Below are 14,178 nucleotides of genomic sequence, written 5' to 3' on the forward strand. Positions count from 1 at the left end.
GGGGTCGGACCTTCGGGTCCGGCCCCTTTGTCGTGCAGCGGGGCCCGTCGTCTGGGCATGATCCGTGGTCGGCACGGAGCCGGAGATTTCATCCAATAGAATGACTAGACCGCGCAGGAGCGGCAGTGTCATCTATCGGACTATCGGCCGGGTTCCGTCCTCCACGCCCGATGTATTGGGATGCTGGTTTACAGAGTCGTTCCGTGCCCATGTGGTTCGAAGAGGAGAAGCATGTCGCCGGGGGAGTGGTTCGGCGCGTTCAGGCGCGCATGGGTGGGGATGTCGATCATCTTCGTGTTGAGCATGCTCGCGTCGACGGCAGTGCTCCTCTTCACACCTCCGACCTATGAGGCGGAAGCGGAGATCGTGTTCAGCGCCGGAGACGCCCCAGAGACGTTCGTCCCTCGGACGGTGGCGACGAATGCCGCCGTTCGAGCGCGATCGGAGAGCGTCATCGCCCCGATAGCGAAGGACTTCGGGGTCTCACGGAGCGAACTCTCCGACCGTGTCTCCGCAACGTGGCGTCCGGAGACCTCGATCACCGCGGTGACGGTCTCGCACACGGACCCTCGGACGGCGGCAGCCATGGCGACCGCGATAGCCGAGTCGGCGGCGGAACAGGCTGGATCCGGTGTCACCGCGGAGACGTTCGATGCGGTGACGCCGGTGTCGCCCGTGCAGCCGCTCGCGGTGACCGTGCTCCCGGTGGGAGCGCTCATCGGGGTGGCGGCTGCCGTCGCTTATGCGGGCCTCCGCGCCGTGATGGGGAACCGTGCCACGGACGGAGTTGCGGTCCAGCAACGGGGAGGGGACAAATGAGCATCGGAGAAGACGCGACTCGCCGCAGGGTCAATCGACTCGTGCCGGACGCGGTGGCGTGGAGCATCGCCGCGTTGCTGGTAGTGCTCCTGCGCTACGACTTCCTCGTCCCGCTCGCGGTGTGGCCGTTCGTGCTGATCGTGATCGCAGGCCTCATCGCCGCGCAGTTCGCTGCCGGGTTCGTCCTTCATCTGTATCGCGGGCGCTACCTGTACGGCTCCATCGAGGAGGTGCGCGCTCTGGGGCTCTCGGCGCTCCTCGTGGGTGTCGTCATGGGTGCCGTGTTGCTCGTATGGATGCGTCAGCCGGCGGAAGCCCTCCGCAGCGCTCTGTCGGTGACGGCGATCGCACTCGTTCTGATGCTGGTCTTCCGCTACGTGCCGCTCGTCTTCAGCCGGAAGAGCGAGGACGTTCCGGGAGGATCGCGCAAGGTGCTGGTGTTCGGCGCCGGCTGGGTAGGCCAGCAGTTGATCAGCCGGATGCTCAACGAGACGAAGGAGCCGGTCTTCAGTCCCGTCGGTCTGATCGACGATGACCTCAAGAAGCGAAACCTGCGGGTCAAGGGGGTTCCCGTCCTCGGGACGCTCGCGCAGCTGAGGGCAGCCGTCGAGCTGAGCGGCGCGACGGAGCTCATCATCGCGGTAGGACGCGCCGACGCCGCACTGCTGCGCCGCGTCACCGATGCGGGCAACGCTGCCGGTCTCAACGTTCTCGTGCTCCCGGAACTCGACAAGGTCTTGCAGGGCGCGAGCCGCATCCGCGACCTGCGGGATGTCCGCATCGAAGACCTCATCGGTCGTCAGCCCGTCGACACCGACGTCAAGTCGATCGCGGGATACGTGACGGGGAAGCGTGTGCTCGTCACCGGGGCAGGCGGGTCGATCGGCGGCGAGCTCTGCCGCCAGCTCTCGCAGTTCGGGCCGGAAGTCCTCGTCATGCTCGACCGTGACGAGAGCGGCCTGCAGGGAAGCCAGCTCAGCATTTCCGGCCACGGCCTTCTCGACACCGAGGATGTCGTCCTCGCCGACATCCGCGATGTCGAATCGCTTCGCGAGGTCTTCCGTCGTCATCGCCCCGAAGTCGTCTTCCACGCCGCGGCGCTGAAACATCTGCCCATGCTCGAGCAGTATCCCGAAGAGGCCTGGAAGACGAACGTGCTCGGCACCCGGAACGTGCTCGAAGCCGCGCTCGACGTCGACGTCGAGACGTTCGTGAACATCTCCACCGACAAGGCGGCGAACCCTTCGAGCGTCCTCGGACACTCGAAGCGCGTGGCGGAGAAGCTCACGGTGTGGGCCGCGAAGAGCTCGCGTCGTCGATACCTCTCCGTGCGCTTCGGCAACGTGATCGGCAGCAGGGGCTCCATGCTCCCCATGTTCCGGACCCTCATCGAGGCCGGCGGGCCCGTGACCGTGACCCACCCGGAGGTCACTCGATACTTCATGACGATCTCCGAGGCGTGTCAGCTGGTGATCCAGGCCGGAAGCATCGGCCGGCCTGGCGAAGTGCTCATCCTCGACATGGGCGAGCCGGTGAAGATCCTCGACATCGCGCAACGCATGATCGCGATGTCCGGCGAGTACATCGAGATCGTCTACACCGGTCTGCGCCCAGGCGAGAAGCTGCACGAGGAACTGGTCGGTGAAGACGAGGTCGTCGAACGACCCTTCCACCCCCAGATCCAGCACACGTCGATCGGGAGCATCAGCCCGGAGGCGCTCGACCTCGGCGGCTGGATGCGCCGGCTCGTTCCCGCAGAGGCTGCCGTGTCCGCCCATGGTCGAGAAGGAGACCTCCCGCGATGAACGACCGGATCTACATGTCGTCTCCCGATGTCGGCGAGCTCGAGGAGAAGGCGATCGTCGCCGCCCTGCGGTCCGGATGGGTCGCTCCGCTCGGTCCGGACGTCGACGCCTTCGAGCGCGAGATGTGCGACAGGGTCGGAGTGCGCCACGCGGTCGCGCTGAGCTCGGGGACGGCAGGGCTCCACCTCGGACTTCTCGCGCTCGGGGTCGGCGCCGGCGACATCGTCGTCACGTCGAGCTTCACGTTCGCTGCCACCGCCAATGCGATCGCCTACACGGGCGCGACGCCGTACTTCATCGACGCGGACCCGGTGACGGGCAACATGGATGTGGGCCTGCTCCGCGAGGTCATCACGGAACTCGAGGCGAAGGGCACACCGCCGAAGGCGATCGTCCCCGTCGACCTGCTCGGCAAGGTCGCCGATCTCGAGGCGATCGAGCAGATCGCCGATGCGTACGGGATCCCGGTGCTCGCCGATGCCGCCGAGTCGCTCGGAGGCCGCCGCGGCGGCCGACCCGCAGGCAGCTTCGGGCGCGCGTCGGTCTTCTCCTTCAACGGCAACAAGATCATGACGACCTCCGGCGGCGGCATGCTGGTGACCGATGACGCGGAGATCGCAGATCGCGTCCGCTATCTCGCGACGCAGGCGCGACAGCCGGTCGCGCACTACGAGCACACCGACATCGGCTACAACTACCGGCTCAGCAACCTCCTCGCTGCGCTCGGTCGCGCACAGCTGTCCCGCCTCGACGACATGATCCGCCGACGTCACCGCTGGCGCGACGAGTACCGCGCGCTGTTCGCGGACGTCGACGGCGTCTCGGTGTTCGGCGGAGACCACGATGCCGAGGACAACGCGTGGCTCACCGCCGTGCTCGTCGACGAGGACGTCACCGGCTGGAGTGCCTCCGAGCTCTCCGCGCACCTCGGTTCTCATGACGTCGAATCCCGACCGCTGTGGAAACCCATGCACCTGCAGCCCGTCTTCACCGAGGCCCCGGCCGCGGTGAACGGGGTCTCGGAGCGCTTCTTCCGCGTGGGCATCACGCTGCCGTCGGGGTCGGCGTTGTCCGAGGAGCAGATGGAGCGTGTGCAGACCCTGATCCGCGGCTTCCTGGCTGAGCGCGCATGAGCAGAGTCTTCTTCGACGCGGCCAAGCGCACGCTCGACCTCGGCATCGCCGCCGTGGTGCTGATCCTCTCCCTTCCCCTGCAGATCATCGTGGCCGCGCTGGTGCTGATGAACCTCGGTCGCCCGGTGATCTTCCGGCAGCCGCGGCCGGGGCTCGGCGGGAAGGTCTTCACCCTCTACAAGTTCCGCACCATGCGCCCCGCCGATCCTGCGGTCGGCACCGCCGACGACGCGGCACGGCTGACCGGATTCGGGCGCCTGCTGCGCGGCACCAGCCTCGACGAGCTGCCGACCTTCTGGAACGTGCTGCTCGGCGATATGAGCCTGGTGGGGCCGCGCCCTCTCCTCGTCTCCTACCTCGACCGGTACACGCCAGTGCAGGCTCGTCGGCATGAGGTGCGACCAGGGGTCACCGGGTTGGCGCAGGTGAGCGGTCGGAACACCGTCGACTGGGATGAGCGGTTGCAGCTCGACGTGAAGTACGTCGACACGCGATCGATGAGGCTCGACCTGTGGATCCTGTGGCGCACGGTCGCCGTCGTGGTGCGCCGTGACGGGGTCAGCGCCGACGGCCACGCCACGATGCCGGAGTTTCGAGGTCTGAAGGATGCCGATGCGTGAGCTGATCATCCTCGGGGCGGGAGGTTTCGCACGCGAGACGCTGGACGTCGTCGAAGCCCTGAACGCGGTGTCGCCCCGCTTCGGCGTGCTCGGTTTCGCCGACGATGCCCCCAGCCCTCTCGCTCTGGAGCGTCTGGCCGATCGGGGCCATCGCCATCTCGGCACCATCGATGCAGCACTCGCCGCGCACCCGGCGTCGTCATTCGTCATCGCGGTGGGGTCGCCCGAACATCGCGCGCACATCGCCGCGCGGGTGGGAAGCGACCGGGCGGAGACGCTGGTGCACCCCGGCGCGTCGATCGGGTCCCTGACGACGATCGGCGTCGGCACGGTCGTATGCGCCGGTGCGCTGGTGTCGACGAATGTCCGGATCGGACGCCACGCACACGTGAATCCGGGAGCCATCGTCGGCCATGACAGCGTCCTCGCGGATGCGGTGTCCTTGAATCCGGGATCGGTGGTGTCGGGGGACGTGCGCATCGGAGAGCGCGTGCTCATCGGCGCGAAATCGGTCGTGTTGCAGGGATTGAGCATCGGTGCGGACGTCACGGTCGGGGCGGCTGCGTGCGTGACCAAGGACGCCCCTGCTCGGGTGACACTGGTGGGAGTACCCGCTCGCGTCCACAGAACAACAGGAAAGAGTCACAGCTCGTGAAGGTAGTCATCACCGGCGGTGCCGGGTTCATCGGTTCGAACCTCGTGCGACGGTTCAACGACGAGGCGCCCGACGTCGATGTCCACGTGCTGGACGACTTCAGCACGGGACGCGAATCGAACCTCGCCGGAACGCGGATCACACTGCACCGCGGGTCCGTCGCCGACGCCGAAGCGGTTGCCGCCGCCACTGTCGGTGCGGACGCGATCGTCCACCTGGGCGCGCTCGGCAGCGTCCCGCGGTCCATCGACGACCCGGTCGCCTCTCACGTCGCCAACCTGACGGGGACGCTGACCGTGCTCGAAGCGGCCCGGCGCGAGAACGCCTACGTGGTGATGGCATCCTCGAGCTCCGTGTACGGCGCCAACCCCGCTCTGCCGAAGTCGGAGTTCGACTGGACGCGGCCGATGAGCCCGTACGCGGCGACCAAGCTCGGGGGAGAGGCCTACGTGCTGGCCTACCAGTATTCCTATGGTCTTCCGACCTTGGCGTTCCGCTTCTTCAACGTCTACGGTCCCTACCAGCCGGCCGATCATGTGTACGCCGCCGTGATCCCGAGGTTCGTCGACGCGGCCCTCGCCGGACGGGCGCTCACCATCCACGGCGACGGCCTGCAGTCGCGGGACTTCACGAGCGTCGACACGGTGACGCATGCGCTCATGGTCGCCGTCCGAGACCGCGTGACGTCGGGACATCCCGTGAATCTCGCGTTCGGAACCAACACCACGCTGCGCGAGCTGGTGACCGTCATCGAAGATCAGACCGGTCGCACGGTGAGCGTCGAGCACGTCGATCCGCGTCCTGGCGATGTACGTGCCTCCCAGTCCGACGGCGTTCGTCTGCGGGAGCTGTTCCCCGACGTGCAGCCCGTCCCGCTCGAGGAAGGGATCGCGAAGACCGTCGCGTGGTTCCGGAGCAAGGACTCGTGACCCCGGCCGCGACCGCTCGCATACTGATCGGCGTCACGGCGGACGTCTCCATCGGCCTGCTGTCCGGGCTGCCGCAGCGGCTGGTCGCTGACGGATGGGAGGTGCACGTCGCGAGCTCGCCCGGCGAGAGACTCGAGGCGCTCGCAACGTCTCCCGGCGTCTCGGTGCATCCGCTCCCCATGGCCAGGGAGATCGACATCGTCGGAGACGTCCGCGGGCTTCGTGACTGGATGCGGCTGATCCGCCGCCTCCGGCCCGACGTCGTCTTCGTCGGCACTCCGAAAGCAGGCCTGCTCGGCATCACCGCCGCCCGACTGCTCGGCGTTCGCACTCGCGTGTATCACCTGCGCGGGCTCCGACTGGAGACCGCAGCGGGGATGACTCGGCGGGTGCTGACGATCATGGAGCGTCTGACGATCCGCCTCGCGACCACCACGCTGGCGGTGAGTCCGAGTCTCCGACAGCGCGTCGTGTCCCTGCGGCTCGCGCCGGCCGCACGCATCACCGTGCGCGGCAGAGGCAGCTCCAACGGTGTGGATGTGGATCGCTTCGCCCCCGGCAACACGGCGGCGCAGGTCGATGGCCTCCTGCCCGGTGTCCCCGTCATCGGTTTCGTCGGCAGACTCAACCACGACAAGGGCCTCGAGGTCCTCGCCGAAGCCTGTCGCCTCCTGGACGACCGAGGAGCGGAGTACCAGCTGCTGATCGTGGGCGGCGTCGACGGTGCGGAATTGGGTTCCTTCTCTCGACTGCGGCGCGCCCCGATCGTGCTCGGGGCCGTGCCGGACACATCGATGTACTATCCCCTGATGCGAGCCCTCTGCCTCCCGACCCTGCGCGAGGGCTTCCCCAACGTCGTGCTGGAGGCGGGGGCGACGGGGATCGCCGTCGTCACGACGGATGCGACCGGAGCGGTGGATTCCGTGATCCCCGAGCGCACCGGACTCATGGTGACGGCGGGGGACGCGGGTCAGCTCGCCGACGCTCTGCAGCGGGTGATCGAGGATCCGCATCTCGCGGCGGACCTGGGCGCGAACGCCCGCGACTTCGTGGTCGAGCATTTCCGACGTGACGCGGTCCATGCCTCGGTGTCCGACTTCCTGCGGAGTGAGATGGAGCGGGGTCGGCGATGACGGACGTCTCCAACGGCGTCGGCGCGCTCGTCGTCGTCGCCGTGCTCATCGGACTGACCGTCCTGACCTGGTTCATCGCGCGACGAGCGTTCCTTCCCGTGGTCGTGCACAACGCGGTGTGGGCGGTGACGCTGGTCCTCGTCGGGTCGGGGCTCATCGCCTATCACGGTGCATCGATCGCCGCGTGGGGCGTGCTGCTGGTCGGTATGGCGTTCTTCTCCGTCGGGGCGTGGGGAGGTGTCGCGCTCGCAGCCCGCAAGGCACGCGGCGCCGACCTGGCACCGCGGGACCATGCGCTCGTCAGCCGGCGAGTCCTGCTGATCCTCGCCGGCGCCTACGCGCTGGGTTTCGGGGTGTACATCTGGACCATCCTCCAGCGCTTCGGGTGGGACGCCTTCTGGTTCCATCCCGAGACGATCCGAGGCGCCGCCGAGTCGTACCTCGCCGGGGTGCCCCTGTGGGCGCGTCTGCTGATGTACGTCGGACCTCTTCTGCTGGCGATCCTCATCGTCCCCGGGTCGGTCCGGAACGGACTCGCGTGGTGGTGGCGCGTGCCGGCCGCGGTCCTGCTCGCCACCTCGATGCTCGCCCTGCTGCAGCGGACGAACCTCTTCGCGGGGGTTCTGCTCGCGATCGCTGCTCTTCTCCTCCTCTACGCGCGCTCGTGGCGGGGCGGGGCTGAGCGTGCGTGGTACCGCCGGCCGTGGGTGATGGCGGTGTCGATCGCAGCCATCGGCGTCGGAGCGCTTCTGGCCTTCCAGGTGCTCGCCGGCGCACTGGGCAAGACGGGTGATGTCGGCGGCAACGTCTCGCCTGCCCTGAGCGCCTCCGGACTCTCCAGCCCCTTCATCTACCTGACCGCGGGCGTGCCCGCGTTCCTGTCCCTGGTGGATTCCACCAACGGCGCGTGGCCCCCGGTGGGCGGGCCTCGCCTCGTCTACGGCGACTACAACCCGCAGACCCTCGGAACGGCCTTCTTCGAGCCCATCCTGGGTCTGATCCCCGGGCTGCGCACCTGGGAATCCTCGGCGCCGTTCGTCGACGTGGGCACACTGACGAACGTGTACACGTGGCTGGAGCCGTTCTATCGGGACTGGCGGGTCGTCGGCGTCGCCCTCGGCGCGGCGGCGATCGGCGCGCTCGTGGCCTACCTGTACTCCACGCGGCGGGCGTCGCCCGCGCGATGGTGGCTGTCGGCCCTGCTGGTGTCGACGCTGTTCCTGGTCACGTTCGCGCAGAAGACCAACAACACGCTGTACCTCGTCACAGCCGCGATCATCGTGGTGCTCGGGGTGATCGGCTCTCGCCGGCGGGCGGCATCGTGACGGCGCTGCACACGTACACCAGTTACGGGCGCAGTGCGGGAAGCGCACGGGTCCGCGTCTTCGACTGGCTCGACAGGCTGGAGGTGCCCGCGGTCACGCACTCGTATCTCGACGGGGCGACCAACTCCGGACGGTCTCTCCTGAAGTCGCCTCGGCGGCTGCTCGCGGCCGAGGTGGAGCTGCGTCGCAGGCCTCCGCGCGACGCGCGAGTGCTGGTGTCGCGGCAGGCGAGTCCGCTGAGCCGCGGCGGTGTGGAGAGGCGTCTGCTGGGTGGCGAGCGCGTCGGGATCTACGATTTCGACGACGCCCTCCACCTCGACCGCCGGGGCCCGTTCCCGAAGGCGGCGATCTGGCGAGCGGCGGTCGGCGCGGCCGACGTCGTCATCGCCGGAAACCCCACACTCGCCGAGGCAGCGAGTCGGATCAACCCTCGCGTGACCGTGATCCCGAGCTGCGTGGATCCGGCGGACTACTCGCGCAAGACGAGCTTCGAGATCGGGGAGACGCCGCGCGCGATATGGATCGGCTCGCCCGCCACGGAGGGCTATCTGCGCGACATCGAGTCTGCGCTGCTTTACGCGCATGAGCGGACGGGCATGCGGCTCACCGTCGTCAGCGCGGGGGACGCGGAGCTCGGCCCGCTGGACGCGATCGTCGACCGGGTGGCGTGGTCGCCGCAGACCTTCGGTGCCGTGCTCGCCGACGCCGATCTCGGGCTGATGCCGACACCGGATTCCGCCTGGTCGCGAGGCAAGTGCGGCTACAAGCTGCTGCAGTACGGCGCGGCCGGGATTCCGATGATGGGCGACCCGGTCGGGGTGAACGCCGAGATCCTGCGCAGAGGAGACGGCATCGCGCCCGAGAGCGCGGACGACTGGGCGGACGCTCTCACCGGCTTCTTCTCGGAGAGCGCGACGCGACGTGCTGAGCGTGGAGCCGCAGGTCACCGCACAGTCCGGGATCACTACAGCTTCTCGGCGTGGGAGTCGGTCTGGCGTCAGGCGGTGACCGGAAGCTGATCCGCGCGGCGGGCGACGAGCAGCCAGAAGAGCGACGACAGCAGGGTGGAGAGGGCGTATGCCCATATCGCTCCGCTCAGCCCGCCCAGCAGAGCACCCGCCAGCGGCCCGACGACGCCCAGCGCGGTCTGGACGAGCCGCGCCGTGAGCAGTCCGCGTCGTGAGGCCCGCAGCCGGGACACGATGTAGAAGGTGTGCCCCACCATGTTCGCCATGACGAAGATCGCGGTCGGTGCGGCGAACGGAATGAGGTCCCGGAGAGTGCCGAGCGGCCAGGACGTCTCGCCGAGCAGCAGCAGCACCCCGGCGGCGAGACCGCCGAGCACGATGCCGCCGGCCACGACCGCGCCGACGGTCGCCGCAGACATCCGCAGTCGGGCGATGCGCGGCCGGATCGGATTCAGCAGCAGGCGCACCGGTGCGGCGACGTTCGACACGGCGCGGTAGACACCGAACGGGCCTACTCCGAGGATCGGGGCCAGCGCGTAGGGGGTACCGATCGATGAGGCATCCATGATCAGGGAGTCTCGGACGAGAGGGGCGATGGCGGTCCAGCGCTGACGGGTCCAGCGCACGAGCACGCCAGGGCGACCCAGAGCCGGCCACCTCGAGAACACGGCGGCGACGACGCTCGACGCCGCCCAGGTGCCGAGCACCCAGGAGAGCTCGCCGCTGTGGAGGGTGAGGGTGACGACGCTGAGGACGACGGCGACGACGGCGGCGATGGCGTCACCGAGGACCGACCCGCGTGCGTCGCCGTTCTCGACCGCGTAGAACCGTGCGGTCGAGCGGTAGGCGCCGCCGCCGATGGCGAGCGCGATCAGCCACCAGTACGGCGTCAGGGGCGAGTTCGTCAGGGAGACGACGAGTGCGGAGACGGCGGCGAAGATCAGGGCGAACTCCGTCGACGCACCGCTGAAGTCCGCCCAGGAGGTGGGGGCGTCCTGGCGCGAACGGGTCGCCGCCTCGCAGATGAGCGAGAGCGCGAGCGACAGCGCGAAGGCGCCGGCGAGATAGACGATCGAGAAGAGCCCGAAGTCCGTGGGGGCGAGGGTGATGAGGCCGAGGACCTGAACGGAGAGTGTCGCGACCGCGGCAGCCGAGGACGTGAGGATCAGGCGCAGCGAGCTCACAAACGAACGACCCTGGGTCCTGTGAGCCGGCCCTTGGTGTCGAGCACCGGCGTCGGGGACTCATGCAGTAGCGTCAGGTCGAAGTCGGAGTGGTCGGTCACCAGGATGACCAGATCCGCGGCCTCCACTTCCGCAGCGGAGAGCTCCACACGCTCGACGGCGGCCGGCCACCGGTGCGACTCGACGTGGCGGTCCGCGCCGCGGATGGACGCGCCGAAGGAGGTGAGCAGCTCGATGAGGCGCAGGGAGGGGGACTCGCGGATGTCGGCGGTGTCGCGCTTGTACGCGAGTCCGACCAGCAGGATCGTCGATCCGTTCAACGAGCGCCGATCCTCGTTGAGCAGCTCCATGGAACGCTGGGCGACGTAGTCCGGCATGTGGTCGTTGACATCGTTGGCGAGTTCGACGAAGCGGAAGCTGCGTCCGAGCTTGCGCCGCACCTGCCACGAGAGGTAGCTCGGATCCACGGGAAGGCAGTGGCCGCCGACACCGGGGCCCGGGGTGAACTTCATGTACCCGAACGGCTTGGTCGCCGCGGCATCGATCGATTCCCAGATGTCGACGCCCAGCTCGTGCGCGAACACGGCGAGTTCGTTCACCAGGGCGATGTTGACGTGGCGGAACGTGTTCTCGAGAAGCTTGGTGAGCTCGGCCTCCTTGGGCGTGGTCACGCTCACCGTCCGGTCCACGAGGAGGTCGTAGAAGGCCTTCACCTTGCCGAGCGACTGCTCGTCGATGCCGGAGACGACCTTCGGGGTGTTGACGAAGCCCCACGTGGGGTTGCCTGGGTCGATCCGCTCCGGGCTGTATCCGACGGCGAAGTCCTGTCCTGCCCGGAGCCCGGACCCGGCCTCGAGGAGGGGGACGAGGATCTCCTCTGTCGTGCCCGGGTAGGTCGTGGACTCGAGCACGACCGTCGCCCCGCGGGTGAGTCGGGTCGCCAACGATGCTCCCGCCGACTCGATGTAGGAGATGTCGGGGAGGCCCTCGCGGAGCGGGGTGGGGACCGTGATCACCGCGACGTCGAAGCCCTCGGTGTCGCCGTAGTCGGAGGACGCGAGATAGCGACCGGAAGCGATCGCCTCCTTCAGCTGCTCCGACGAGATGTCATCGACGTACGACTCACCGGCGTGCAGAGCGGCGATCCGCACGCTGTCGACATCGAGTCCGACGACGGTCATGCCCACCTGCACGGCGCGCATGGCGACCGGAAGCCCGACATATCCCTGACCGACGATGACAGCTTTCACGTGCACTCCTCCATGGTGTGGGCGAACCCCGCCATGGGCGTGCGTCGCGGTCTGCGACGCTGCTCAGGTCCACGTCGGTAGTATATTGCGGTGACCCGAGACTCCAGACGCGCGCGTCGAGCCCAGAACGAGCAGCAGCGTCGAAAGAGTCGCCGCACGCGGATCATCCTGTGGGTGGTGGGCGTCGTGCTCGCACTGCTCATCGCCGTCGCCGTGATCGCGGCGATCCTCATTCCGAAGGCGCTCGACGCCAAGGACAAGCTCGAGGCTTCGGTCCCGCTGGCACAGAGCATCCCCGGGTTGATCGCCTCGGGAGACAGCGCGGGTGCGCAGGCGGCCGCGGAGGAGCTGACGAAGACCGCCGCTTCCGCGCATGAGCAGACCAGCGGATTCCTTTGGGAGTCGCTGGAGTGGGTGCCGGTGGTCGGTCCGAACCTCCATGGCGTCCGCATGGCGACCGCCGCCGTCGACGAACTGGCCACCAAGGCGCTCCTTCCGGCGTCTGCCATCGACATCGCTGCGCTTCGTCCCTCAGAGGGAGGCCTCGACCTCCAGGCGATCCACGGCATCGGAGACATCGCGCGGTCAGCCGACAAGGCCGTCCGGGACGCCTCATCGATGCTGGCGGGCGTCGACCACGGCGCACTCCTGGGGCCCGTGGCGTCCGGCGTCGAGCGCATCGAGAAGGTCCTGAAGCCTGCTGCGAGCACTCTTGCCGGCGTGATGCCATTGGTCGAAGCTCTTCCGGAGATCCTGGGGGAGGGTGGGCCGCGTGATGTGCTCGTCATCTTCCAGAACAACGGAGAGGTGATGTCCGGGGGAGGCACCATCGGCTCGCTCGCGCAGGTGCACATCGACAACGGCGCCATCTCGATCGTGAATCAGTCGTCGGCGTCCGGACGCGACTTCCCGAACTTCCGCCCGCCCGTCGGGGGAGTGACCCAGGAGGAATCCAACCTGTACGGCTTCCTGTTCGGCAGCTATGTGCAGTCCCTCACCCGTTCGCCCCGCTTCGACCGGACGTTCGAGGTCGCGCGCGACATGTGGCGCGAGGCCAAGGGCGTCGAAGTCGATGCGGTGGTCGCTCTCGACACCGTCGCCCTGAGCTACCTCCTGGTGGCGACCGGGCCCGTCGCGATCCCCGGTGGTCCGGAGATCTCGAACTCCAACGCGGTCGCCATGCTGCTCGGTGACCTGTACAAGACGTACGAGCCTGCCGAGGTCGACATGATCAACCAGGTGTTCGCCGGCCTGACGCTGCAGAAGCTGATGGGTGGCGAGGCGGATCTCGCCAAGCTGTCCTCCGTGCTCGGACTCGCGGCGAAGGAGGGGCGGATCGCGATCTGGAGTGCGCGAGAGTCGGAGCAGGAGCTCATCGCCGGCACGCTTGTCGATCGGAGAGGTCCGTACGCAGCGGACGGTGCGGAGGGCTTCGGCGTGTACTTCATCGACTCGACTCCCGGGAAGATGCAGCGGTACATGACGCAGGGGATCGACGTGAGCCAGCCCGTCTGCGCAGCCGATGGACGGCGTCATGTCTTCGTGACGGTCACCTTGGGCAACACCGTGGATCCCGCGTCGGTGCGCGGCCTTCCGGAGTACGTCACCGGGATCGGTGTCGAGACGCCGAAGGGATCCATGAAAGTCGAGACGCTCGTCTTCGCCCCCGAGGGGTACACGGCGGTGGCACAGCACGCGGACGCGGAGCTCTCGCGCTCGGAGGTCCTGCGCGATCAGGAGTTCACCGTCGGCACGATGCGGTTGACCCTCGCACCGCAGGAGACCAAGACGCTCACCTACGAGTTCGTCGCGGACTCCGATGCCCCCACGAAGATCGAGCTCGACAGCACCCCGGTCGTCACTCCGACGGTCCTCACGCAGGACGCCGTCACCTGCCAGTGAGCGTCGGCGCGGGCCTCTGCCTCAGGCACTACCTCTGGTGATGGTGCGGCCCTTCGTGCAGACTGGACGCACATTGCACACCGCCTCCGAAGGGGAATCATGGGTATCGAGGACGCCGTCAACAAGGGCAAGGACCTGTACGAGCAGAACAAGGACAAGATCGCCGAGGCGGTCAAGAGCGAGCAGGCCGAGGACATCAGCGACAAGGTGCTCGACGGCGTGGCCGACTTCGCCAAGAAGATCGCTCCCGGCGCCGCAGACAAGATCGACGAGATCCGCGACAGCGCCGACAAGGCCGTCGGCAACGAGTAGGACTCAGCACAGCATCTGAGCGGCGATCCACTCCGGTGGGTCGCCGCTCTTTTGTTCCTGTCCAGCGGCTTCGGCTTCGGAATGTCGTCGGATGTGGCGCATCCACAGATGTATCCAGTAGGATCGTCGAGACCGCCTGGGGA

At 68.1% G+C, this 14,178-nt stretch carries 13 protein-coding genes; 11 read left to right on the forward strand and 2 right to left on the reverse strand.

Translation table 11 applies throughout. The features are described 5' to 3' along the window. Nucleotides 1–231 precede the first annotated feature (231 nt). From FFS56_RS14060 to FFS56_RS14100, 9 genes are read left to right on the forward strand one after another with little or no spacing between them, the layout of a single operon-like run. Nucleotides 232–819 carry a hypothetical protein gene (locus FFS56_RS14060; RefSeq protein WP_164734113.1) on the forward strand — a complete coding sequence of 196 codons (588 nt, stop codon included), beginning with the start codon at nucleotides 232–234 and terminating at the stop codon, nucleotides 817–819. Beyond that, entirely contained in the window at nucleotides 816–2,624 is a 1,809-nt protein-coding gene (locus FFS56_RS14065) for a nucleoside-diphosphate sugar epimerase/dehydratase (RefSeq protein ID WP_127012584.1), read from the forward strand. The genes FFS56_RS14060 and FFS56_RS14065 overlap by 4 nt, the downstream gene beginning before the upstream one ends. Continuing rightward, the gene (locus FFS56_RS14070; RefSeq protein WP_127012583.1) at nucleotides 2,621–3,757 is read left to right on the forward strand and encodes an aminotransferase class I/II-fold pyridoxal phosphate-dependent enzyme; all 1,137 of its coding nucleotides are present in this window, start codon (nucleotides 2,621–2,623) and stop codon (nucleotides 3,755–3,757) included. Before FFS56_RS14065 ends, FFS56_RS14070 begins: the two co-directional genes overlap by 4 nt. Beyond that, complete coding sequence (locus tag FFS56_RS14075) at nucleotides 3,754–4,377, forward strand: sugar transferase (protein WP_127012582.1); 624 nt, start codon at nucleotides 3,754–3,756, stop codon at nucleotides 4,375–4,377. The genes FFS56_RS14070 and FFS56_RS14075 overlap by 4 nt, the downstream gene beginning before the upstream one ends. Beyond that, nucleotides 4,370–5,032, forward strand: a complete 663-nt coding sequence (locus FFS56_RS14080) for a NeuD/PglB/VioB family sugar acetyltransferase (protein ID WP_164734112.1) — start codon at nucleotides 4,370–4,372, stop codon at nucleotides 5,030–5,032. The genes FFS56_RS14075 and FFS56_RS14080 overlap by 8 nt, the downstream gene beginning before the upstream one ends. Then, nucleotides 5,029–5,961: an NAD-dependent epimerase/dehydratase family protein gene (locus FFS56_RS14085; RefSeq protein WP_127012580.1), complete on the forward strand. Its 933-nt coding sequence runs from the start codon at nucleotides 5,029–5,031 to the stop codon at nucleotides 5,959–5,961. The genes FFS56_RS14080 and FFS56_RS14085 overlap by 4 nt, the downstream gene beginning before the upstream one ends. Beyond that, nucleotides 5,958–7,094: a glycosyltransferase family 4 protein gene (locus FFS56_RS14090; protein ID WP_164734111.1), complete on the forward strand. Its 1,137-nt coding sequence runs from the start codon at nucleotides 5,958–5,960 to the stop codon at nucleotides 7,092–7,094. Before FFS56_RS14085 ends, FFS56_RS14090 begins: the two co-directional genes overlap by 4 nt. Beyond that, nucleotides 7,091–8,419, forward strand: coding sequence for an oligosaccharide repeat unit polymerase (locus FFS56_RS14095; RefSeq protein ID WP_127012578.1), 1,329 nt, complete (start codon nucleotides 7,091–7,093; stop codon nucleotides 8,417–8,419). The genes FFS56_RS14090 and FFS56_RS14095 overlap by 4 nt, the downstream gene beginning before the upstream one ends. After that, on the forward strand, nucleotides 8,416–9,438 hold the full coding sequence (locus FFS56_RS14100) for a glycosyltransferase family 1 protein (RefSeq protein ID WP_127012577.1): 1,023 nt from the start codon (nucleotides 8,416–8,418) through the stop codon (nucleotides 9,436–9,438). The genes FFS56_RS14095 and FFS56_RS14100 overlap by 4 nt, the downstream gene beginning before the upstream one ends. Here FFS56_RS14100 and FFS56_RS14105 read toward each other — a convergent pair. Beyond that, nucleotides 9,417–10,571, reverse strand: a complete 1,155-nt coding sequence (locus tag FFS56_RS14105) for a hypothetical protein (protein ID WP_127012576.1) — start codon at nucleotides 10,569–10,571, stop codon at nucleotides 9,417–9,419. The genes FFS56_RS14100 and FFS56_RS14105 overlap by 22 nt on opposite strands. Beyond that, nucleotides 10,568–11,821 (reverse strand): nucleotide sugar dehydrogenase, encoded by a 1,254-nt coding sequence (locus tag FFS56_RS14110; protein WP_127012575.1) that lies wholly within the window; start codon nucleotides 11,819–11,821, stop codon nucleotides 10,568–10,570. The genes FFS56_RS14105 and FFS56_RS14110 overlap by 4 nt, the downstream gene beginning before the upstream one ends. A gap of 90 nt (nucleotides 11,822–11,911) precedes the next feature. Between FFS56_RS14110 and FFS56_RS14115 the strand changes: the two genes are divergently transcribed. Continuing rightward, nucleotides 11,912–13,723 (forward strand): DUF4012 domain-containing protein, encoded by a 1,812-nt coding sequence (locus FFS56_RS14115; RefSeq protein ID WP_127012574.1) that lies wholly within the window; start codon nucleotides 11,912–11,914, stop codon nucleotides 13,721–13,723. A 99-nt stretch (nucleotides 13,724–13,822) separates the two neighbouring features. Further along, nucleotides 13,823–14,035, forward strand: coding sequence for a hypothetical protein (locus FFS56_RS14120; protein WP_045264638.1), 213 nt, complete (start codon nucleotides 13,823–13,825; stop codon nucleotides 14,033–14,035). The last annotated feature ends 143 nt before the right edge of the window (nucleotides 14,036–14,178 follow it).

Origin of the sequence: Microbacterium sp. Beta (genome assembly GCF_005502545.1) — a bacterium.
Classification (GTDB): domain Bacteria; phylum Actinomycetota; class Actinomycetes; order Actinomycetales; family Microbacteriaceae; genus Microbacterium; species Microbacterium oxydans.